At 71.5% G+C, this 21,860-nt stretch carries 22 protein-coding genes; 14 read left to right on the forward strand and 8 right to left on the reverse strand.

The window, feature by feature from the left end:
* Positions 1-3: 3 nt before the first annotated feature.
* Together FFS51_RS04260 and FFS51_RS04265 are read right to left on the reverse strand one after the other, a co-directional pair.
* Positions 4-873 (reverse strand): amidohydrolase family protein, encoded by an 870-nt coding sequence (locus FFS51_RS04260; RefSeq protein ID WP_045247816.1) that lies wholly within the window; start codon positions 871-873, stop codon positions 4-6.
* Complete coding sequence (locus tag FFS51_RS04265) at positions 870-1,859, reverse strand: aldo/keto reductase (RefSeq protein WP_137877624.1); 990 nt, start codon at positions 1,857-1,859, stop codon at positions 870-872. The genes FFS51_RS04260 and FFS51_RS04265 overlap by 4 nt, the downstream gene beginning before the upstream one ends.
* Before the next feature lie 90 nt (positions 1,860-1,949).
* Here FFS51_RS04265 and FFS51_RS04270 point away from each other — a divergent pair, with 90 nt between their 5' ends.
* The 9 genes from FFS51_RS04270 to FFS51_RS04310 are packed head-to-tail and all read left to right on the forward strand — an operon-like array spanning position 1,950 to position 11,761.
* Complete coding sequence (locus FFS51_RS04270) at positions 1,950-3,113, forward strand: mandelate racemase/muconate lactonizing enzyme family protein (RefSeq protein ID WP_137877625.1); 1,164 nt, start codon at positions 1,950-1,952, stop codon at positions 3,111-3,113.
* 28 nt (positions 3,114-3,141) lie between these two features.
* Complete coding sequence (locus FFS51_RS04275) at positions 3,142-4,074, forward strand: MBL fold metallo-hydrolase (RefSeq protein WP_171006098.1); 933 nt, start codon at positions 3,142-3,144, stop codon at positions 4,072-4,074.
* Positions 4,071-5,123, forward strand: coding sequence for a Gfo/Idh/MocA family protein (locus tag FFS51_RS04280; RefSeq protein ID WP_045247862.1), 1,053 nt, complete (start codon positions 4,071-4,073; stop codon positions 5,121-5,123). The genes FFS51_RS04275 and FFS51_RS04280 overlap by 4 nt, the downstream gene beginning before the upstream one ends.
* The gene (locus FFS51_RS04285; RefSeq protein ID WP_137877628.1) at positions 5,116-6,342 is read left to right on the forward strand and encodes a CaiB/BaiF CoA transferase family protein; all 1,227 of its coding nucleotides are present in this window, start codon (positions 5,116-5,118) and stop codon (positions 6,340-6,342) included. The genes FFS51_RS04280 and FFS51_RS04285 overlap by 8 nt, the downstream gene beginning before the upstream one ends.
* Positions 6,339-7,478, forward strand: coding sequence for an extracellular solute-binding protein (locus FFS51_RS04290; protein WP_137877629.1), 1,140 nt, complete (start codon positions 6,339-6,341; stop codon positions 7,476-7,478). The genes FFS51_RS04285 and FFS51_RS04290 overlap by 4 nt, the downstream gene beginning before the upstream one ends.
* A complete protein-coding gene (locus FFS51_RS04295; RefSeq protein WP_137877630.1) occupies positions 7,475-8,281 on the forward strand; it encodes an enoyl-CoA hydratase/isomerase family protein in 807 nt (268 codons plus the stop codon). The genes FFS51_RS04290 and FFS51_RS04295 overlap by 4 nt, the downstream gene beginning before the upstream one ends.
* 5 nt (positions 8,282-8,286) lie before the next feature.
* The gene (locus FFS51_RS04300; RefSeq protein WP_212742776.1) at positions 8,287-9,486 is read left to right on the forward strand and encodes a fumarylacetoacetate hydrolase family protein; all 1,200 of its coding nucleotides are present in this window, start codon (positions 8,287-8,289) and stop codon (positions 9,484-9,486) included.
* Positions 9,483-10,994, forward strand: a complete 1,512-nt coding sequence (locus FFS51_RS04305) for an aldehyde dehydrogenase (NADP(+)) (RefSeq protein ID WP_056519395.1) — start codon at positions 9,483-9,485, stop codon at positions 10,992-10,994. The genes FFS51_RS04300 and FFS51_RS04305 overlap by 4 nt, the downstream gene beginning before the upstream one ends.
* Complete coding sequence (locus FFS51_RS04310) at positions 10,991-11,761, forward strand: FadR/GntR family transcriptional regulator (RefSeq protein WP_048809019.1); 771 nt, start codon at positions 10,991-10,993, stop codon at positions 11,759-11,761. The genes FFS51_RS04305 and FFS51_RS04310 overlap by 4 nt, the downstream gene beginning before the upstream one ends.
* A gap of 6 nt (positions 11,762-11,767) precedes the next feature.
* Here the strand turns inward: FFS51_RS04310 and FFS51_RS04315 are convergent, their stop codons facing one another.
* Genes FFS51_RS04315 through FFS51_RS04330 form a run of 4 tightly spaced genes read right to left on the reverse strand, consistent with a single transcriptional unit; the run spans position 11,768 to position 15,368 of the window.
* On the reverse strand, positions 11,768-12,091 hold the full coding sequence (locus tag FFS51_RS04315) for an L-rhamnose mutarotase (protein WP_048809018.1): 324 nt from the start codon (positions 12,089-12,091) through the stop codon (positions 11,768-11,770).
* A gap of 2 nt (positions 12,092-12,093) precedes the next feature.
* Positions 12,094-13,029 carry a carbohydrate ABC transporter permease gene (locus FFS51_RS04320; protein ID WP_048809017.1) on the reverse strand — a complete coding sequence of 312 codons (936 nt, stop codon included), beginning with the start codon at positions 13,027-13,029 and terminating at the stop codon, positions 12,094-12,096.
* Positions 13,022-13,948, reverse strand: a complete 927-nt coding sequence (locus FFS51_RS04325) for a carbohydrate ABC transporter permease (protein ID WP_045247808.1) — start codon at positions 13,946-13,948, stop codon at positions 13,022-13,024. Before FFS51_RS04325 ends, FFS51_RS04320 begins: the two co-directional genes overlap by 8 nt.
* A 46-nt stretch (positions 13,949-13,994) precedes the next feature.
* Positions 13,995-15,368, reverse strand: coding sequence for an ABC transporter substrate-binding protein (locus FFS51_RS04330; protein WP_045247807.1), 1,374 nt, complete (start codon positions 15,366-15,368; stop codon positions 13,995-13,997).
* 157 nt (positions 15,369-15,525) lie between these two features.
* Here FFS51_RS04330 and FFS51_RS04335 point away from each other — a divergent pair, with 157 nt between their 5' ends.
* Genes FFS51_RS04335 through FFS51_RS04355 form a run of 5 tightly spaced genes read left to right on the forward strand, consistent with a single transcriptional unit; the run spans position 15,526 to position 19,691 of the window.
* Entirely contained in the window at positions 15,526-16,548 is a 1,023-nt protein-coding gene (locus tag FFS51_RS04335) for a zinc-dependent alcohol dehydrogenase (protein ID WP_137877631.1), read from the forward strand.
* Positions 16,545-17,303: an SDR family oxidoreductase gene (locus FFS51_RS04340; RefSeq protein WP_137877632.1), complete on the forward strand. Its 759-nt coding sequence runs from the start codon at positions 16,545-16,547 to the stop codon at positions 17,301-17,303. The genes FFS51_RS04335 and FFS51_RS04340 overlap by 4 nt, the downstream gene beginning before the upstream one ends.
* Positions 17,300-17,929: a bifunctional 4-hydroxy-2-oxoglutarate aldolase/2-dehydro-3-deoxy-phosphogluconate aldolase gene (locus tag FFS51_RS04345; protein ID WP_048809015.1), complete on the forward strand. Its 630-nt coding sequence runs from the start codon at positions 17,300-17,302 to the stop codon at positions 17,927-17,929. Before FFS51_RS04340 ends, FFS51_RS04345 begins: the two co-directional genes overlap by 4 nt.
* A complete protein-coding gene (locus tag FFS51_RS04350) occupies positions 17,926-18,870 on the forward strand; it encodes a sugar kinase (protein ID WP_137877633.1) in 945 nt (314 codons plus the stop codon). The genes FFS51_RS04345 and FFS51_RS04350 overlap by 4 nt, the downstream gene beginning before the upstream one ends.
* Before the next feature lie 32 nt (positions 18,871-18,902).
* Positions 18,903-19,691 (forward strand): SDR family NAD(P)-dependent oxidoreductase, encoded by a 789-nt coding sequence (locus FFS51_RS04355; protein ID WP_137877634.1) that lies wholly within the window; start codon positions 18,903-18,905, stop codon positions 19,689-19,691.
* Between the two features lie 19 nt (positions 19,692-19,710).
* Here the strand turns inward: FFS51_RS04355 and FFS51_RS04360 are convergent, their stop codons facing one another.
* Complete coding sequence (locus tag FFS51_RS04360) at positions 19,711-20,700, reverse strand: LacI family DNA-binding transcriptional regulator (RefSeq protein WP_045247857.1); 990 nt, start codon at positions 20,698-20,700, stop codon at positions 19,711-19,713.
* A 22-nt stretch (positions 20,701-20,722) separates the two neighbouring features.
* Positions 20,723-21,844, reverse strand: a complete 1,122-nt coding sequence (locus tag FFS51_RS04365; protein ID WP_171006099.1) for a Gfo/Idh/MocA family protein — start codon at positions 21,842-21,844, stop codon at positions 20,723-20,725.
* Between the last annotated feature and the right edge of the window lie 16 nt (positions 21,845-21,860).

The raw sequence follows: 21,860 nt of genomic DNA on the forward strand, positions 1-21,860 counted from the left end.
CGGTCACAGGTCCTCCTTCGCCCGGGCCAGACGCCCAGGGTCGATCCGATAGCACTCGGCGGCCGTACCGCCGAGCAGGCGGGAGCGCTCGTCGGCGCTCCAGGTGTCGCTGGCCCGCTGGATGCCCTCCCAGGTGCGGGCATATCCGCCGGCGATGAGGGAGATCGGCCAGTCGCTGCCGGCCAGCAGCCGGTCCGCGCCGAACAGCTCACGCGCGGCATCCAGCAGGGGGCGGATGTCCCCTGCCGCCCAGTCGGCGGGAGTGACGGCGGGGTACAGTCCGGAGACCTTCGCGTGCACACGGGGGTTCTCCGCGGCCGCGGCGAGCAGGCGCCGCCAGAGCGCGGTGTCGCCGCCTCCCACGGGCGGCTTGCCGAGGTGGTCGATGATCAGCCGCAGGTCGGGATGGCGCTCCCCGAGACGCGGGAGGTGCGCGAGCGCGGCCGGTGACGCCGTCACGTAGTCGAACGCGAGGCCTGCGGCGGCGACCTGCGCGAGACCCGCGGCCACGTCGTCGCGTAGGATCCAGTCCGGATCGTCGCGCTCATGGATGAGCGCGCGCACACCGACGATCCGGTCGTCCTCCCGCAGCCGCTCGAGGGCGCGGGCCGTGGCGGCGGGGGCGTCGAGGGGTACCCAGGCGACGATGGCGACAACGGCCGGATCGGCATCCGCGGCCCGCTGCATGTGGGCGGTGTCGCGCGCGTCGTCCGCGGCCTGCACGAGCACGACACCGGCGACGCCGGCGGCACGGCGGTCGGCCGCGACATCCGCCATCGTGAAGTCCCGGTAGAGCACGCCCGCCGCGGGGGTCAGCCAGTCGTAGTCGGCGACGGTGCGCGTCCAGATGTGCTGGTGGGCGTCGATGATCACGGCGCCACCGTGTCGATCGCGTCGTCGGCGACGAGGAGGCCGGTGGCGCGCAGGTCGTCCCAGAGCGCGACGGGGATGCGTGCGGCGAGACGGTCGAGGGTCGAGTCGACCTGATCGGCCGTGCGCATGCCGACGACGACCGACGCGGTCGCGGGGTGCCGCAGCGGGAACTGCACGGCCGCCTCCGGGAGGCGCACGCCGTGACGCTCGCACACCTCGGCGATGCGGGTGACGCGCTCGATGAGAGACTCCGGCGCGGGCAGGTAGTCGTAGGTGAGGCCGGCGGCGGGACGATCGGCGCTGAGCAGACCGGAGTTGTAGACCGCCGCGGCGATCACGGCGACGCCCCGATCGAGCGCGGCGGGCAGGAGGTCGTCGGCGGCCCCCTGCTCCAGCAGGGTGTAGCGCCCGGCGAGCATGACGACGTCGACATCGCACTCGCGGACGAACCGCGCGAGCATCGCCGACTGGTTCATCCCGGCGCCGATCGCCCTCGTCACGCCCTGGTCGCGCAGCTCGATGAGGGTGTCCACGCCCGTCGTCGAGGCGGCCTCCCACTCGTGGTCGGGGTCGTGTAGATAGAGGATGTCGACGCGGTCGAGACCGAGCCGGGCGAGGCTCTCGTCGACCGAGCGCAGGATCGCGTCGCGGCTGAAGTCGAAGACGCGTCGGTGGGTGGCGGGCACGACGAACCCGTCGTCGGTGCCGTGGGGAGGCTCGTTCGGCTGGAGCAGCCGGCCCACCTTGGTGGAGATGACGTACTCGTCGCGCGGACGGGCGGCGAGGGCGGCGCCGAGGCGACGCTCGGAGAGGCCGAGTCCGTAGTGCGGCGCGGTGTCGAAGTACCGGATGCCGCGGCGCCAGGCCTCCTCAACCGCGCCCGCCGCCTCGTCGTCGGTCGTCACGCGGCCGAGGTTTCCCAGCTGCGCGGCGCCGAATCCGACGTCGGTGAGCCGGACGCCACGGGGCGAGGGTCGGGTGCTCATCATCAAGCCTCTCTCTTCCCTACAGTTCTAACATGTGATGTATGCTCTTTCCAGCACGACTCGTGCAGGAGCTTCTCGATCAAGGACGACATGAAGATCACCGGATACCGCGTGCTGCGCACCCACCGAGACTGGGGCCGCCCCATCGGCGACGTCAATGGGCACATCGCCTCGGGCATCACCGACGTGCCCGTCGTGCTGCTCGAGACCGACGCCGGACTCACCGGAATCGGCACCGGCTCCGACCACGATCTCGATCGGCTCTTCCCCGCCCTCGAGGGCGAGGACCCCCGGGCCGTCGGCGCGCTCTACGACCGCATGCTCGCCCGCGTGTTCAAGGACGGTCACGGCGGGGCGACCTTCGGCGGGATCGGCACCTTCGACATGGCACTGTGGGACCTCAAGGCGAAGGCCGCCGGGGAGCCGCTGTGGCGCCTCATCGGCGGACGCGACCGCTTCGTCGCCGGCTATGCGTCCGGCCTCGACATCGCCCTCGACGACGAGTCCCTCGCGACGTTCTACTCGGCCATGGCCGATCGCGGCTTCACGAGCGGGAAGCTCAAGGGCGGGCGTGACGCGGATGTCGACATCCGGCGCCTCGGCATCGTCTCCGACGCCCTCCAGCGCAACACCCCACGGCCCGCGCTCATGCTCGACGCGAACGAGTCGTGGAACCTCAAGCAGGCCGTGCGCTATGTGAGCGCGGTCGAGGAGCACCACGACCTGACCTGGATCGAAGAGCCGCTGCGCCGGTGGGATGCCGCGGGCCACGCCCGCCTCACGCGGTCGATCCGCGCGGCCGTGGCGACCGGCGAGAACTTGACCGGACTCGAGCAGTACCGTGCGCTGTTCGACCACGGCGCCGTCGACATCGTGCAGTCGGGATGCGTCTGGGGCATCACCCACTTCCTGCGCGTCGCCCACGCCGCCCATGCCCGGGACCTGCCGATCAGCCCGGTCGGCCTCACCGCCAACGAGGCGGTGGCGCACGCCGCCGCGGGTGTGCCCAATCATCTCGCCGCCGAGGTGCAGGACCTCGGCATGCCGTTCGGCCTCGCGATCGACCGCGAGATCGCCGACGGCGGGATCGTCCTCGGCGACACCCCCGGACACGGCATCACGGTCGATGAGGACGCCATCGCGACCGAGCGACGCAACGGCAGCTGGACCGTTCCCGAAGGACCCCACGTGCGCTCCCGCCGCACCGGACTGCGTCTCGTCGCCGACGACGCCCCGCACGATCGGGAGGTCTGAGGTGCTGCTCCGTGAGGGACTCCACCGCGTGGTCGCACCCCTCGGCGAGCGCGTCGTCGCGCTCTACCTGCTCGAGGGCCCCGAAGGGATCCTCCTGTGGGACACCGGCATCGCCGACAGCGTCACGGGCACGCTCCTCCCCTATCTCGCCGAGGCCGGAATCGATCCGGCGCGCATCCGCTGGGCGATCAACTCCCACTGCGATTTCGATCACACCGGCGGCAACGCCGCCCTTCGCGAGGCGGTGCCGCACGTCGCCCTGTTCGCCGGCGCCGACGACCTTCCGCTCGTGACCGACCTCGATCGCCTGATCGCCGAGCGCTACGGCGAGTTCCGCGTCTCGGACGGCTTCGACGACCCGGCCGAGACCACCGCCCACATCCGCGCGGTCACGGGCCTCGTCGACGATGTGACGCCGCTCACCGGATGCGAGACGTTCGACCTCGGCGACCGCCGCATCGTCGTCCTCGCCGCGCCCGGCCACAGCCCCGGTCATCTCGCGCTCTGGGACGATCGCTCGCGTGCGCTCCTCATCTCCGATGCGACACTCGGCACGACGGTGCCCTACGCCGACGGGAGCGCCGCGTTCCCCCCGACCTACCGCGATACCGACGACTACCTGCGCACGCTGGCCGGCTTTCGCGCGCACGGGGCAGACCTGCTCCTCACGGCGCACTACCCGCTCTACGAAGGCACCGAGGTCGAAGGGTTCCTGGCGGCATCCGAGCAGTACGTCGACGTGCTCGACGCGGCGATCTCGCGTGTGCTGAGCACCACCGAGGACCTCACGACGCTCGAGATCGTGCGTCTCATCGCCGCCGAGGTCGGGACGTGGCCGGACGCCGCCGCCGACTACCTCGTCTTCCCGGTGACGGGAAACCTCGAGCGGATGCAGCAGCGCGGGCTCGTGCGGCAGTCCGCCCGCGGCGAGCGCCGCACGTGGCTCCGGAGCGCCGCGTGAGCCGCGTGCGCCTCGGCGCGATCGGTGCCGGATGGTGGGCGACCAGCAACCACTTCCCGATCTTCCAGGCGCGGGAGGACGTCGAGCTCGTGGGCGTCTGCGGTCTGGGCGACGACGTGTTCGCCGTGCGTGACCGGTTCGGCTTCGGCATGGCCACGCACGACATCGACGAGCTGCTCGATGCGGGCCTCGACGCGGTCGTCATCACGACCCCGCACGACCTGCACTACCCCGCGGCGGTCGCCGCCCTCGATCGCGGACTGCACGTGCTGTGCGAAAAGCCGATGACGCTGCACGCCGGGCAAGCCTGGGACCTCGCCCGGCGCGCGGAGACGGCGGGAGTGCACCTGCTCGTCCCCTACGGCTGGAACTACAAGCCGTTCACCGTCGCCGCGAAGCGCCTGCTGGACGAGGGGGCGATCGGGGAGATCCAGTACGCCCTGTGCCACATGGCCTCGCCGACGCGCGGTCTGTTCGGCGGCGACCCGACCCACATGCTCGAGCGCTGGGAGTCAGCCACCGCGCCCCAGCAGAGCACCTGGGCCTCACCCGCGCACGGCGGCGGGTATGCCCACGGTCAGGTCACGCACTCGTCGGCGCTGCTCTTCTGGCTGACCGGGCTGCGCGCCCGGACCGTCGCCGGACGCACGGCGCACGCCGGCTCCGCCGTCGACCTCTTCGACGCGGCGGTGGTGCGGTTCGACAACGGCGCGCTGGCGTCACTCTCGGGTGCGGCGACCCTCGCAGACGGCGATCCGTATCAGGTGGACATCCGGCTCTTCGGCAGCGACGGCGTGCTGATGATCGACGTCGAGCGCGAACGAGTGCGCCTCAGCCGTTACGACGGCGGGCACGAGGAGCTCGTGATCCCGCCGGGTGAGGGTGAGTACGAGTGCCTGGTGCCGCCGGCGAGGTTCATCGACCTGATCACCGGAGCGCACACCGACAACAACAGCACGGCGGATGTCGCGGCCCGATCCGTGGAGCTCATCGAGGCGCTGCTGCGCTCATCCGCCGACGACGGACGGGAGGTCCGGATCCATGACTGATCACGACGTACCGCGCGGGGTGCTCTCGGGCTACCGCGTCATCGACTGCTCGATCGCGATGGCGGGGCCGTTCGCCGCCCAGCGCCTCGGCGATCTCGGTGCCGACGTCATCAAGGTCGAGCCGACCGCCGGCGAGTGGCAGCGTTTCGCGTCCGCCGGCGGCGCTCGGGGGAACCGCATCAACGTGTCGTTCCTGTCGCTGAACCGCAACAAGCGCTCTCTCGCGATCGACCTGAAGTCGGTCGAGGGCGCGGCGGCGGTGCGCGCGCTGCTGGCGACCGCCGATGTGTTCCTGCAGAACTACCGTCCGGGAGTGGCGGCCCGCCTGGGCCTCGACTACGAGAGCGTGCGCGCGGTCAATCCGTCGATCGTCTACGTGTCGATCTCGGGCTACGGCGAGACGGGTCCGTACGCGACGCGCCCCGGGCAGGACCTTCTCGTGCAGGCGATGTCGGGGGCGATGCTCTCGGCCGGCCGCGCCGGGGAGCCTCCGTCGCCCGCCGGCCAGTACCTCGCCGATGCGGTCACCGCCTCGACGGCGTTCGAGGGCGTGCTCGCGGCGCTCCTCCACCGTGAGCGCACCGGGGAGGGCCAGTTGGTGACCGTCAACATGCTCGACGCGCTGACGACCCTGCAGATGCAGGAGCTGTCGGTGTTCACGGTCGGCGGTGTGCCCCAGGAGCGTGGCTCCGAGCCGAACGCGCACGTGTACATCCGGGCGCCGTATGGCGTGTTCGCCACGGCCGACGGCTACCTCGCGCTGGGCTTCGCCGACCTGGAGACGCTCGGGCGACTGATCGACGAACCGACCTTCGCCGGCATGGATCCCGAGGTCGAGGGCTGGACGCACCGCGATGAGCTCTACCGCCGCACGGCCGACCGCCTGCGCGAGAAGACGACCGACCACTGGCTGGAGACGCTCCTCCCGGCGGGTATCTGGGCGGGACCCGTCTACGGCTACGCCGATCTCGTGGCCGATCCGCAGATCGCCCACAACGGCACGTTCGTCACCTACGACCACCCGACCGAGGGGACGATCAGCGTCCCCGGGTTCCCGTACCGCTTCTCGGCCACACCGCCGCGCATCGACCGCGGTGCCCCGCTCGTCGGGCAGCACACACGCGAGCTGCTCGACGAGCTCGGCCTCGACGCCGACGACCTGCTCGGACGCGGCGTGGTCGCCGAGACCGTGCTGACGCCGGCCGACACGCTGTCATGACGCACTATCGCGGGCTCACCTGGGACCATCCGCGCGGCACCGATGCGCTGCGCGCCGCCGCGGCGGCGTTCTCGGCGGACGGACCCGACACGCTGACATGGGAGGCGCAGCCGCTCGAGGGGTTCGAGTCCGCCCCGATCGAGCGGATCGCGGCGGAGTTCGACCTGGTCGTGCTCGACCACCCCCACCTGGGCGACGCGCGGGCCCATGATGCGCTGCATCCGCTGGACGCGCTGTTCTCGACGGACGAACTCACCGCATGGTCGGATGCCGCGGTCGGCCCGAGCTTCACCAGCTACGTGCTCGAGGGTCGCCCGTGGGCGCTGCCGCTCGACGCCGCCACCCAGGTGGCGGCGTGGCGGCCTGACGCCCTCGACGCGGCGCCGGCGACCTGGGACGAGGCCGTGGCGCTCGCCTCGCGCACCGCACGCGTCGCGCCGAGCCTGGCAGGCCCGCACGCGTTCCTGAGCTGGTGCTCGATCGCGGTCGGCCTCGGCGAGGAGCCGGCGCGCGGCGACATCCTGCTCTCCCGCGCCACCGGCGCCGAGGCCCTGCGTGTGCTGCGCGCCCTTCACGGCAGCGCCCCCGCGGGGACGATCGGGCAGAATCCGATCTCCCTGCTCGAACGTCTGCGCGCCGGTGACGACCTCGACTACCTCCCTCTCGTGTACGGCTACGTGACCTACGCCCAGGGCGAGGGGGGCGTGCGGTTCGGCGCCCCACCCACCGCGGGCCCGCGGATCGGATCGACCCTCGGCGGAACCGGCATCGCCATCAGTCGGCGATGCTCGCCGTCCGCGGCGCTCATCGACCACCTGCGCGCACTCATGTCCAGCGACCTGCAGCGCGGCCTCATCCCCGCGCACGCCGGCCAGCCGAGCGCCCGTGCTGCGTGGACCGACGAGGCTGTCGACTCCGCGTCCGGGGGCTTCTACAGCGGCACGCTCACCACGATCGACCAGGCATGGGTGCGGCCGCGATTCGCCGGCTACATCCCCTTCCAGTCGGCGGCATCGGCGCTGCTGCGCGCCGCCGTCACCGACGACATCGAGACCGGGACGGTCCTCCACGAGCTCGAGGAGCTCTTCCACACCGCCCGAGCAGCCGCAGCCACCCCCGAGAGGATGCCCGCATGAGTCCCCTGACCGAGGAGTCGACCTTCGTCTCGCGCATCGCGGAGGTAGTGGTCGAGGTCGAGGACGGCGTCGCCGTGCTCACGATCTCGCGCCCCGAGAAGCTCAACGCCGTCACGCCGGAGATGTCGGCGGAGCTCGAGCGCGCCGCGCACTGGATCAACGACAGCGACCGCGTCCGCGCCGTCGTGCTCACCGGCGCAGGCGAGCGGGCGTTCTGCGCCGGATCCGACATCCGCACGCTCGACGCGTACGCCAGCCCCTGGGCGTTCCGCAACCGCCGCGACTACTGCGACGCCCTGCGAGAGGTGCGCAAGCCCGTCATCGCGGCGGTCAACGGCTACGCCTTCGGGGGCGGCCTCGAGACCGCGTTGACCTGCGACATCCGACTCGCGTCCTCGTCTGCGAGCTTCGCGGCGCCGGAAGTCAAGCTCGGCTGGATCGGCGGCGGCGGGATGTCGCCCCTGCTCGCGGCGACCGTCGGACCCGGCAACGCCGCAATGATGCTCATGACCGGAGACGCGATCGACGCCGAGACCGCGCTGCGCTGGGGCCTCGTCTCGGAGGTTCTCGCCCCCGACGACCTGCTCCCGCGGGCACGCGGCCTGGCGCAGACGATCGCCGCCCGCCCGCCCATCGCCGTGGAGACCGCGAAGGCGAACCTCGTCGCGGCCGCCGACCTGCCGCGCAGCGGTGCGATGGCGTACGAGCGCGAGATGCAGGCAATCACCTTCGCGACCCGCGATGCCGCAGAGGGTCGCGCGGCGTTCGCCGAGCGACGCGCGGGCGTCTTCGAAGGACGGTGAACGGGATGACGACGACGTGGCACGGCGGCGCGACCGCCGCCCTCCCGGCAGATGCCGCCGACGCCCTGCTGGTCGGACGGGTCTGGGACCCCGCGGCCGGAGGTCCGTCGGTCGTGGCCGTGCGCGGCGACGACGTGATCGACCTCAGCGCGAGCTTCCCGACGATGCGCGCGCTCACCGAGAGCGCCACGCCGGCGGCCGCCGTGCGCGCCGCCTCCGGCCGGCGGCTCGGCTCCGTGGACGCCGTGATCGCGAACACGCCCGTCGAGGCGCGCGACCCGCGGCATCCGTGGCTCCTCTCCCCGATCGACCTGCACGTCGTCAAGGCGGCGGGGGTGACGTTCCCGGTCTCGATGCTCGAGCGCATCATCGAGGAGCGCGCGCACGGCGACCTCGACCTCGCCGCCGACATCCGGGACGAGGTGCTCGGCACGCTCGGCGACGACCTGCAGTCGCTCGTCCCCGGGTCGCCCGAGGCGATGGCGCTCAAGCACCTGCTCGTCGAGCGCGGACTGTGGAGCCAGTACCTCGAGGTGGGCATCGGCCCGGACGCCGAGGTGTTCACCAAGGCTCCCGTGCTCGCGACGGTCGGCGCCGCCACCGATGTGGGAGTGCGCAGCGACTCGGCGTGGAACAACCCGGAGCCCGAGGTGGTGCTGGTCGTGTCCTCGCGCGGAGAGATCGTGGGGGCGACGCTCGGCAACGACGTGAACCTGCGCGACATCGAAGGGCGCAGCGCCCTGCTGCTCGGGCAGGCGAAGGACAACAACGCATCCGCCTCCGTCGGCCCGTTCGTACGCCTGCTCGACGGGCGCTTCACCCTCGACGCGCTGCGTGCGCAGACCGTGACGCTCGAGGTCGTCGGCGCCGACGGGTTCACGATGGTGGCCGAGTCGCCGCTCGCTCTCATCAGCCGCGACCCCGTCGACCTCGTCGCCCAGACGATCGGTCCGAAGCACCGCTATCCCGACGGTTTCGTGCTCTACCTCGGCACGATGTTCGCCCCGGTGCAGGATCGGGACGCCCCCGGGCTCGGATTCACCCACCACCCCGACGACGTCGTGCGCATCGGCTCGCCGGCGCTCGGCACGCTCGTCAACCGCGTGCGCCATGCCGAGACGGTCGAGCCGTGGGCCTTCGGCCTGCACGACCTGTTCGCCTCGCTCGCGCGGCGCGGCCTCCTGACGGACGGAGCATCCCGATGACCCTGACCTCCACCGATCCGCGCACCGGCGTCGCGTCCCCGACGGCCCTCGAGGCCACCTCGGATGCTCAGGTCGACCGCATCGCGACGGCTGCGGCATCCGCCGCCGACGAGCTCAGACGGATGCCCCGGGCCGCCCGGGCAGCGCTGCTGCGTCGCATCGCCGACGAGATCGAGGCCGACCGGGACGCACTCGTCGCGATCGCGGCGGCAGAGACCGGACTCGCTGAGCCGCGTCTGAACGGCGAGCTGACCCGATCGGCGTTCCAGTTCCGGTTGTTCGCCGATGCCGTCGACGAAGGCGGCTACCTCGAGGCGGTCATCGACCACGCGGGTGACACGCCCATGGGTCCCGGTCCCGACATCCGCCGCATGCTCGTGCCGATCGGCCCGATCGCGGTGTTCGGCTCGAGCAACTTCCCGTTCGCGTTCTCCGTGCTCGGCGGCGACACGGCATCTGCCCTCGCGGCGGGCAACCCCGTCGTCGTGAAGGCGCATTCGTCCCACCCCCTCACCTCGGCGCGCTCGTTCGCGGCGCTCGAGGCGGCGGCCCGCGCGGCGGGCGCGCCCGACGGCGTGCTCGGCATCGTCTACGGCCAGCAGGCCGGCGCCGCGCTCGTCGCACATCCCCGGGTCGCCGCGGTCGGGTTCACCGGCTCGCTCCACACCGGACGTGTCCTGCGGGAGATCATCGAGTCCCGCGAGAACCCGATCCCGTTCTACGGCGAGCTCAGCAGCCTGAACCCGCTGATCGTCACCCCGGGCGCGGTGACGGCGCGGGGGGCCGACATCGCCGCCGGACTCTTCGCCTCGGTGACCGGCTCGGCGGGTCAGCTGTGCACGAAGCCCGGCGTCGTCTTCATCCCGCGGGACGGCGACGCGGTCGTCGACGAGATCGTGCGCCTCGCGAAGGATGCCGCGGCCCAGCCGCTGCTCAACGGCGGCATCCACGCCTCGCTGTTCCGCATCGAGCACGCGCTCGTCAGCGCGGGCGGCGCGCACGCCCTGGTGCCGGCGCGGGTGGGCGACACCGGTTTCACCGCGACCCCGGCGGTGCTGGAGATCGATGCCGCGCAACTCACCCCGGCGGCGACCGAGGAGGCGTTCGGCCCGCTCGTCGTGGTGGTGCGGTACGACACGCTCGACGACGTGCTCGCCGCCCTGGACGCCGTGCCCGACTCTCTCACTGCGACTGTCCACGCGCAGCCCGACGAGCTCGACGCGGCGGGCCCCCTCGTCGACGACCTCTCCCGGCGCGTCGGCCGGCTCGTGTTCAACGGCTACCCGACGGGCGTGCGCGTCTCGTGGGGTCAGCACCACGGTGGGCCGTGGCCGGCGACCAACACGCTCCACACCTCGGTCGGCGTGACGGCGATCCGGCGGTTCCTGCGCCCGTTCGCCTGGCAGGACGCCCCGGAGGCGCTGCTGCCGATCGAGCTGCGCGACGCCACGACGAGCGTGCCGCGTCGCGTGGACGGAATTCTGCGCCTGGCTACACTGGGCGCATGACCCTCGACCGCCCCGCCTCCGGCGCGACGTCGAGCGTGTTCGGCTCCGCGCCCGCGCGCCTGCCCGCGGCCCGTCTGGGCGTCGCCGTGGTGCGCGACCTCGTCGGCGTCGTCATCAACGGCGAGGTCGCCCCCGGCGAGACGCTGCCCCCGGAGGAGCGCCTGGCGCAGCACTTCGGGGTCAGCCGCACGGTCATCCGCGAGTCGGTGAAGCGCGTCGAGGAGAAGGGGCTCGTCTCGGTCGCGCCCGGTCGCGGCACGACCGTGCAACCCCCCACCTCGTGGAACGTGCTCGATCCGGTGGTGCTGTCGGTGATGGTCGAGAACGACGATTCGCTCGGTGTGCTCGATGAGCTCGCCGTCGTGCGCTCGGCCCTCGAGGGCGCGATGTCCGCTGCGACCGCCGAGCGGCGCACCGATGACGAGCTCGCCCGTGTCGAGGCGGCGCTGGCGCACATGGAGGAGTCGATCCACGACGTCGACGCCTACGCGCAGGCCGACGCCGACTTCCACTTCCTGCTCATGGAGCTCTCGGGCAACCAGCTCGCCAGCAACATCACGCAGATCCTGTTCCAGCGGGCTCGCTCCAGCTCGCGGTTCGTGCAGAACCAGACCGACGAGGCCTTCCGTCTCACGCTCGACGAGCACCGCCGCATCTACGACGCGATCGTCGCAGGCGATGCGGATGCCGCGGCCTCCGCGATGCGCTCCCACATCGTCGACGCCTGGCAGCGTCGTCGCCTCCCGACGCGGCGCGATCCGTCGTGACGGACGTCAGTCGAGGTGCCACGCCTCGTCGAGCTCGACCCAGTTGGCGGCGCCCGACGACTCGTCGAACGGACGCTGGCACGGGCCGGTGCGCGCCCACCATTCCTGGGTGACGGGATCGGCGGCCATCCGCCGCTGGTCGGCGGCGTAGTCGTCGCCGATGTACTCGTAGTAGCCGAACAGCACGTCGCCGGTCACGAAGATCGTGAAGTTGCGGATGCCGCAGGCCGTGATGGTGGCCTCCACCCCGGGCCACACCGCCCGGTGCAGCGCGAGGTACTCCTCACGCCTCTCCGGGGCGGTGCGGGCCACCATGCCGAAACGGCGCACGCTCACTCCTTGGTGCCGCCCGCGGTCATTCCCGTGACCAGGAACCGCTGGGAGAACAGGAAGATGATGAGCACAGGGGCGACGGACAGCAGCGTCGCGAGGGCGAGCGTCGGCATGTCGATCGTCACCGACCCCGCCGAGGTCGGGTTGAACAGCGGCACGTTCGAGAGCAGTTCGGCCAGGCCCACCTGGATGGGCGACTTGCGGCCGGGCGCCATGACGAACGGCAGGAAGTAGTTGTTCCAGTTGCCGACGAGGTTGAAGAAGCCGACGAGCGCGATCACCGGTGTCGCGAGCGGCATCGCCACCGACCAGAACACCCGGAACTCGCCCGCACCGTCGATGCGCGCCGCGTTGAGGAGGTCGCGCGAGACGCTCGTCGAGAAGTAGATGTACGTCAGATAGACCCCGAACGGGAAGAAGGAGAAGGGCAGGATGACCGCCAAGGGGGTTCCGACCAGCTTCACCGCGCTGAGCTCGAGGAACACCGGGAGGACGAGCGCGGTGCTGGGGATGAGCATGACCACGAGGGTCACGGCGAGCAGCGCCCGGCGCAGCCGGAACTCCGTCAGCGCGAGGGCGTAGCCGGCGGGGATGCTCACGGCGAGGGTGATCACGAGGGCGACACCGCTGTAGAGCACCGAGTTGCCGAGCCACGTCCAGACGATGCCGTTCTGGAAGGTCATCAGGTTGTGCCAGTTGGTTGCGAGCGCGTCGAGGGACCCGATGCTGAACGGGTTGTCGACCAGCAGCTGCCGGGCGTCCTTCGTCGGGGCCAGCAGCAGCCAGACGAGCGGCAGGGCGAAGAACACGACGAAGAACGCGGCCACGACGAGGGCGAGCACCCGCCCGACCCAGCGTCCCGGCGCGAAGCCGGTGCCGCGCACGGCGTGCGGCTCGGTCGTCGTGAGCGGTTCACGCACGTCGATGTCAATCACGCTCAAAGAGACCACCCCGGAAGACGAAGAAGGTGGCGAGTCCGAGCGCCACGACGAGCAGCATGAGCGAGATCGCGGCGGAGCCGTTGAAGTCGTTCTGCTTGAAGGCGAAGAGATAGGCGAGCTGGTTGAGCGAATAGTCCGGCGGGACGACACCCTTCGACGCCTGCGAGAGCACGCGGGGTTCGACGAACAGCTGCGTTCCGGCGGCGAGGGACATGATCCCCATGTAGGAGATCCACTTCTTCATGAGGGGCAGCTGGATGTACCAGGCGGTCTTGACGGCACCGGCGCCGTCGATGCGGGCGGCCTCCATGACCTCCACCGGGATGTTGTTGAGCGCGCCGTACATGATGACGATCCATCCGCCGGCGCCGGTCCAGAACGCGATGACGGTGAAGACGACGGGCAGGTTCTCCAGCGACACCGTCTGCACGAAGGACTGCAGGCCCAGCATGTTGAGCACGCCCGAGACCGGGCTCACCGTCGGGTCGAGCAGGAACAGCCACAGCATCACGCTCGAGGCCCCGGCGAGCGCGCCGGGGATGTAGTAGATGAACCGCACCGTCGAGGAGAGCCAGCGCGCCCCGATCGCGTGCACGATCAGCGCGAGAAGGACGACGAACACGGTCTGCAACACGAGCCAGATCACGAGGTACACCGCGACGTGCTGTACGGCGGGCCAGAAACGGTAGTCGTCGAACACCTTCGCGAAGTTGGCGACGCCGACGAAGGCGCCGTTCTTGGTGAAAGCCAGGTAGACGGCGTAGAGGGCCGGGATGACCCCGAACAGAAGCAGCAGCACGCTGTATCCGCTCGAGAACGCGTACCCCATGACGGCTTGGGCGCGGGTGGGGTTCCTCCGCGCGGCGGCGTCCCGCCGCCGACCCCGTGAGGAGCCGACGGCGGGCGCCGTCATCGTGTCGACAGTGATGATGTGTTCCTTCCGCTGCGGTGCGGGGCTGTCACTGGATCGTGTATCCCTGGACCTTCGCCTCGTTGACCATCTCGGTCTTCCAGTCGGAGGTGAGGGAGGCGAGGGTCTTGCCCGCGGCGAGGCCCGGGACGACAACCTTCGCATACGCGGTCTCGGGGCTGAAGCTGGGGTAGCCCCAGCCCGACCAGATCTCGCCCGCGGCATCCGTCACGTTCTTCTCGAAGTCGCCGACGAAGTAGCCGCCGCTGGCCTGCTTGGCGATCCACTTCTGCGCCGCCGAGGCGTATGCGGGGTAGCCCGGCGCGAGGTCGACCTGGTACTCGTCGGCGCTCGTCACGAACTGCAGGAACGTCTTGACGGCCTCGAGGTTCTTCGTGTGGCTGGAGGCGTACCAGACGCCGCCGCCCACGTTGCCGGTGCCGATCGAGTCGCCGTTCCAGTGGAGCGGCACTCCGGCGCCGATCTGGCCGGCGGGGACGTTCAGGCTGTCCTTGCTCTGGAAGATCGCTCCGGTGTACCAGACCGGGCCGGGCATGCCGAGCACCTTGCCCTGGTACTTCTTCACGAAGTCGGCGCTGAAGACGCTGTCCTGAACGAGAGTGCCGTTCTTGAGCATGTGGTCGATCAGGTCGGTCATCTTCTGCGACTTCGGGTCGTCGAAGTTGCTCGAGAAGGTCGACGCGGTCGACTGGAAGATCGGCGCCTGGGCTCCGTAGTAGTACACGTAGGTGCCGACGAAGGAGTCGCCGACCGATCCGAGGATGTAGCCCGGGTGCTCGGCGGCGAGCTTGTCGCTGAGGGCCGCGTAGTCCTCCCACGTCTGCGGGATCTGGTAGCCGAACTGGGTGAACAGCGACTGGTCGTACCAGAAGACGACCTGTGCGAGGTCGTTGCGCAGTCCGTACACCGTGCCGTCGACGGTCACCGGGTCGAGCGCGCCCTTCGAGAAGCCGTCGAGGAAGCTCTGGTCAAACCATCCCTTGTTCAGGGGCGCCGCGAAGGCCTGCTGGCCGTTGTTCTCCTTCGATGCCCATGAGGCGTCGTTCGTCTGGGTCGACCAGACGACGTCGGGCCAGCCCTCCCCCGACTGGTCGAAGAGGGAGATCTTGGTCTGGAAGGACCCGGACCCACCGGCGTTGCCGTCGTAGGTCTCCTTGTTGACCTTGATGTTCGGGTACTTCTTCTCGAACGCGGCGACCGCCGGCTCGCGCGCGGCATCCACCCACACCGTGATCGCACTGTCGGCGACCTGGTCGGCGGGCGTGAAGCCGAGACCGCTGTCGGTGGCCGTGCCGGTGCTGGATCCGCTGCAGGCGGAGAGCACCAGCAGTGCGGTGGCGGCGGTGGCGATGAGGGCGGCGGATCGGGAGAGGCGGGTGAAGCGTCTTTGCTGTGGAGCCATTGCTCGTCCTTTTCTGGTCGACGTCGTTGACGACTCGCGGCCGGACTGGCCGGCGGGTGAGTTGATTAGATCATACATGTGACCTATTAGCAATGAACCCCTGTTCTCGGCCCGGATCGACTGTTACATTCGTCTTACGTCATACCTTTGGAGTGCCATGCGTACAGTGCAGTACCTCGGCGACGCAACCGTCGCCGTCGCCCATGTCGAACCCACCCCGCCGCCGCGCGGCTACGTGCAGATCGCCGTCGCGTACACCGGGCTGTGCGGCACCGACCTCCATGTCGTGCACGGAAGCATGGACTCCCGCGTGACGACCCCTCTCAGTTTCGGGCACGAGATGAGCGGCACGGTAGCCCACATCGGCGAGGGCGTGTCGGGATGGCAGATCGGCGCACCCGTGACCGTCATGCCGCTCTCGTGGGACGGCACCTGCCCCGCCTGCCGTGCGGGTCACTCCCACATCTGCCAGAACCTCGACTTCATCGGCATCGACTCCCCCGGCTCGCTGCAAGAGTTCTGGAACGTTCCGGCGGAGACCCTCGTCGCCCTCCCCGACGGACTCCCCCTCACCCACGCCGCACTCGTCGAGCCGACCGCCGTCGCCGTGCATGACGTGCGACGGTCGGGTCTGCGGCACGGCGACAAGGCCGTCGTGATCGGCGGCGGGCCGATCGGAACGCTCATCGCGACGGTGGCGCGCCGGTTCGGCGGTGAGGTCGTGCTCGTCGAGCTCGATGAGCGTCGTCGCGCGCAGGCCGCCTCGCTCGGATTCACGACCCTCGATCCGACGAGCGTGGACCAGGTCGCGTGGATCGAGGAATGGACGGGCGGCGCCGGCGCCGATGTCGTCTTCGAGGTCTCAGGCTCGGCGGCTGCCGTGCGCGGGGCGACGGCGCTCGCGAAGGTGCGGGGAACTCTCGTCGTCGTCGCGATCCACGGCGTGCCGCGTGAGATCGATCTGCAGCGGGTGTTCTGGCGGGAGCTGACCATCGTCGGCGCCCGCGTGTACGAACGCGCCGACTTCGAGACGGCGGTCGAGCTCCTCGCCGAGGGCCACATCCCCGCCGATGCGCTCATCACGCGCATCGTGCCGCTGAGCGAGACCGCCGCCGCCATCGCCGACCTCGAGCAGGGGCTTGCGATGAAGGTGCTCGTCGACGTGGCGGATGCCTCGTGACCTCGCCGTTCGATCTCACCGGACGTACCGCGGTCGTCACGGGGGCGCGGCGCGGGATCGGCTTCGCGATGGCCCGCGCCTTAGCGACCGCCGGCGCGGACATCATCGCGGTGAGCTCGCAGATCGAGGAATCGGGCAGTGCCGTCGAATCGGTCGTGCGCGGCCTCGGGCGCCGGTTCCGCGCCCTGGCGTGCGACCTGTCCGATCGTGACGCCGTCGACCGCCTGGTCGGCGCACTCGACGACGAGCGTGTCGACGTGCTGGTCAACAACGCCGGCACCATCCTCCGGGCGCCGGCGGCGGAGCATCCGATCGAGTGGTGGGACGAGGTGCTCGACGTCGACCTGCGCAGCCAGTTCGTGCTCGCCCAGGCGGCCGGCCGGGCCATGATCGAGCGCGGCACCGGGAAGATCATCTTCACGGCGTCGCTGCTGAGCTTCCAGGGCGGCATCAACGTACCCGGCTACGCCGCGGCGAAGTCGGGGATTGCGGGGCTGACGCGGGCGCTCGCGAACGAATGGGCGCCTCGGGGTGTCAACGTGAACGCGATCGCCCCCGGCTACATCGCCACCGACAACACCGCCGCGCTGCGCGCCGACGAGGAGCGGTCGGAGAGCATCCTCGCCCGCATCCCCGCGGGACGCTGGGGCACGGCCGAGGATCTCGGCGGCGCCACGGTGTTCCTCGCCTCGGCGGCGTCGGACTACGTGTCGGGCGTCGTGCTCCCCGTCGACGGCGGATGGCTCGGACGATGACGGGCATCCCCGGCACCATCCTTCCCGTGGTCACCGTCTCGGCGGAGGAGGATGCCGTGGAACTCGCTCGCGCCCTCGCCGCGGGCGGAGTACGGGCGATCGAGATCACTCTGCGCACACCCGAGGCAGCGGCCGCGATCCGCGCGGTCGCCGCGGAGGTGCCCGAGATCACCGTGGGAGCCGGCACCGTGACCGACGGCCGCTTCGCGCGCGCCGCCTGCCAGGCGGGCGCGGCCTTCCTCGTGAGTCCGGGGCTCAGCGAGAGCGTCGCCGCCGCCGCGCGCAGTCTCGCGGTGCCGTTGATCGCGGGCGTCGCGACGGGAACCGAGCTGATGCGCGCGGTCGGCATGGGGCTCGAGGTCGTGAAGCTCTTCCCCGCACACCTCCTCGGCGGCGCCGCCGCCGTCGACGCCTTCTCGGCACCCTTCCCCGGGCTGTCATTCGTGCCGAGCGGCGGCGTCGACGCCGCGAACCTCGCCGACTATCTCGCACGACCCGCGGTCGGCGCCGTCTCGGGCAGCTGGCTCGTTCCCCGGGGACCCCTCGACGCCGACGCCCTCGCGGAGGTCACCCGACGCGCAGCCGCGGCGACGGAGACCGTGCGGCGCCTGCGGGGCGACGAATGAGCGCCGACCTCGTCACGCTGGGCGAGACCATGGCGCTCGTGCGCGCGACGGAGATCGGCTCCCTCGAGCACGTCACCGGGATGCGGCTCTCGGTGGGGGGTGCGGAATCGAACGTCGCGATCGCTGCGCGGCGACTGGGCGCATCGGTCGCATGGATCGGACGGGTCGGCGACGACGGCGCGGGACGGCGCATCACGCGGGAGCTGCGGGCCGAGGGCGTCGACGTGCACGCCCACGTCGATGACGGTGCCGGCACCGGGATGATGCTGAAGTCTCATCCGTCGGCGACGACGACCGAGGTGACCTACGGCCGACACATGAGCGCGGGCAGTCGCCTCGCTCCCGACGATCTTCCGGCCGACGTGTTCGCGACGGCGCGGATCGTGCACGTGACCGGCATCACCCCGGCACTGTCGGCGTCGGCGGAGGCGGCGATGTGGGACGCCCTCGACCGAGCGGATGCCGCACACGCGATCGTGTCGTTCGACGTGAACCATCGTTCCCGGCTCTGGCGGGACCGTGACCCGTCGACGCTCTACCGCGCCGTGACGGCGCGGGCGGGGATCGTCTTCGCCGGGCTCGACGAGGCACGGCTCCTGGTCGGCGGCGGCACACCCGCGCAGGTGGCGCGGCGCCTCGGCGAGCTCGGCCCCGCGGCCGCGATCGTGAAGCTCGGCGCCGAGGGGGCCGTCGCCGTGGTCGACGGCGCGGAGCTGTGGGTCCCCGCGGTCCCCGTGGCGGTCGTCGACACGGTCGGCGCCGGTGACGGGTTCGTGGGCGCCTATCTCGCAGCGACCCTCGCCGGCGCCCCGGTCGCAGAGCGGCTCGCCCTCGCAGCGCGGGTCGGCGCCGCCGCGTGCACGGGACCGGGCGACTGGGAGTCATATCCCCACGCCCGCGACCTCGCCCACGAGGGGCCGCTCGATCCCGTGCAGCGCTGACCCGGGACATCCGGCGCGCCTAGAGTGTGCGCATGACGATCACCTTCCGCGGTACCACCGCGCTCATCACCGGCGCGAGCGCAGGGCTCGGCACCGAGTTCGCCGACCAGTTCGCCCGTCGCGGCGCCGACGTCGTGCTGGTCGCTCGCCGGGCCGACCGTCTCGAGGAGATCGCGGCCGAGGTGCGCGCCCGCCACGGCGTCAGCGCCCACGTCGTTCCGCTCGATCTCACCGAGCCGGGCGCCGTCGCGACCCTCGCGGACGAGCTCGAGGGACGCGGCATCCGCGTCGACCACGTCGTGAACAACGCCGGCTTCGGCATGAAGGGCGCGTTCGCCGAGGCCGATGCGGAGCGCATCGACGCGCTCGTGCAGCTGAACGTGGCGGTGCTCACGTCGCTCACGCGGGCGTTCCTGCCGGCGCTCGTGGCCCGCGGCAGCGGCACGGTCATCAACATCGCGAGCACGGCCGCGTTCCAGCCGCTGGCGTCGATGGCGATCTACGGAGCGTCGAAGGCCTACGTGCTGAGCTTCACCGAGGCGCTCGCGCACGAGGTGCGCCCGCAGGGCGTGACGGTGCTGGCGGTGTGCCCCGGAGCCACCGCGACCGAGTTCTTCGACGTGGTCGGCGATGCGCGCGCCGCGGTCGGCGCCATGCAGACCCCGACCCAGGTGGTGGATGCCGCGTTCCGCGCCCTCGCCCGCCGGAAGCCGCCGTACAGCATCGTCTCGGGCGTGCAGAACAAGACCGGTGCGGTGATCGTCGGCCTCGTGCCCCGACGGGCGCGCGTCGCGCTGACAGCGGGGCTGCTCGAGCGCTGAGCGCGGAGCGGGCGCAGGCTCAGGACGGCGCGGGCCCAGTCGTGCCGCGCACGATCAGGGTCGGGGCCGAGGTCCGCGTCAGCCGTTCCGCATCGGGACGCGAGACCCGCTCCGCGGCGAGCTCGGCGGCCGCGCGTCCGAGCTCCGCGCCGTGCAGGTCGACCGTCGTGAGCGCGGTGCCGGGAGCCCGGCTCATCGAGCTGTTGTCGTAGCCGACGACCGACACGTCGACGCCCGGCACCAGCCCCCGGTCGTGGGCGGCATCGAGCACCCCGAACGCCGCCTGGTCGTTGTGCGCGAAGATCGCGGTGGGCGGCTCCGGCCCGTCGAGCAGCGCCGCCGCGTCGATCGCGGCCTGCGCGCGCAGGTACGAGCTCGACGCCACCCGGGGTGCGAGGCCGGCTGCGCGCATCGCCGCCGCGTAGCCGCTTCCGCGCCCGCCGTAGCCGTCGCCGGGCGGGTTCGCGAGGAACGCGATGCGCCGGTGGCCGAGCCCGGCGAGATGCTCCACCGCGGCACGCGCGCCCGCCTCGTTGTCGGTGATCACCGCATCCACCGACGGGATGTCGCGTGCCACCGCGACGACCGGCACATGGCGCGAGACGGCCTGCACCGCGACATCCGGCAGCTGGAGGCCCACCCCGACGATCACGTCGACGCGGCTGCGCCGCAGCGTGTCGAGGGCCGCCGCATCGCCGCGGCCGTCGAGTGTGCCGACGGCCATGACCAGGCTCTTCCGGGCCGGCTCCACGACGGCGCGCACTCCGTCGAACACGTCGGCGAACACGTCGTTGTGGAGGTCCTGGATGAACACGCCGACCGTGCGCCCGCCCACGCCGGCGAGCCGAGCCGCGACCTGGTCGGGTGCATAGCCGAGCCGCTCGCCGATCGCGAGGATGCGGGCGCGGGTCGCGGCGCTGACGCCGGCGGCGTCGCGGTAGGCGATCGAGACGAGCGCGCGGGAGACCCCCGCCTCGCGCGCGACGTCCTCCATCGTGACCCGCTTCACGTCACGCACCTTCCCGTGCTCGTCACACTGACTCCCACCGTAGAGTGCGCGACGACCGGCGCAGCGCCTCGGCGATCGCGAACGCCCGCGCGCCGTCGGCGAACGTCGCGAGGTCTCCGCTGTGGTCGCCGCCGTCCGCGATGGCGCCCGAGATCGAGACCCATTCGTGCAGCACCGTGTCGTCCCAGCCGAGCACGTGGCCCGGCGCGTACCAGTTCGCCATGAGCGGATGCCCCGGCTCGGTCACCAGCACACGGCGGAACCCGTCGCGCTGATCGTCGCCCGAGTCGAGGAAGAGCTCCAGGCTGTTGAGATCCTCCATGCTCCACCGGAGCGCGCCGAGGGACCCCGTGAGGTGGACGAATTGCTCGCCCTTTCGGCCGGTGGCGATGCGGGACACCCGCACGTCGGCGGTGACGCCGCCCTCCATCGTGAACAGCGCCGCGTAGGAGTCCTCCGGGTCGGTCCCCACGCGCGCCGGGACGACACCGCCGCCGCTGAGCGTCTGCACGTTCGCGACCGCGCTCAGCGGCTCACCGACGAGCCAGCGCAGCAGATCGAGCACATGCGACAGGTCGAAGACCACGCTTCCGTCGATGGGGTCGTCGAAGCGCCACCCGGTTCGGTCGACCGGGCGTGACGCCCAGCCCTGCTCGTAGCCGAGCGAGACCGATCGCAGCGCTCCCAGCTCGCCGGACCGGAGCAGCCGGCGGGCGAACTGCAGCGCCGGCACGAAGCGATAGTTGTACGAGGCCACTGCGAGGGTCGGCGCGGCGGCCGCGGCATCCACCATCGCGGCGACGTCTTCGGCGCGGGTCGCGAGCGGCTTCTCGCACACGACGTGCCGGCCCGCGGCCAGCGCGGCGATGCTGGCGGGCGCGTGCACGGCGTTCGAGGCGAGGTTCACGACGACGTCGACGTCCGGATGGGCGACGACCCGCTCCCAGTCGTCGGTCGACTCGCGGAAGCCCCAGGTGGCGGCCGCAGCCGAGGTGCGTGCCGCATCCCTCCCCGCCACGACGACGAGGTCGACGCCGTGGGCGCGTCCCGTCAGCACATCGAGGCGCCGCAACGCGCTGACATGGGCGCGGGCCATCCAGCCCGTACCGATCACTCCGACGCCGAGACGCGTGCGTGCGGTCATGTCCACTCCTCTCACG

This window comes from Microbacterium sp. 4NA327F11 (assembly GCF_005503465.1).
Classification (GTDB): domain Bacteria; phylum Actinomycetota; class Actinomycetes; order Actinomycetales; family Microbacteriaceae; genus Microbacterium; species Microbacterium ginsengisoli.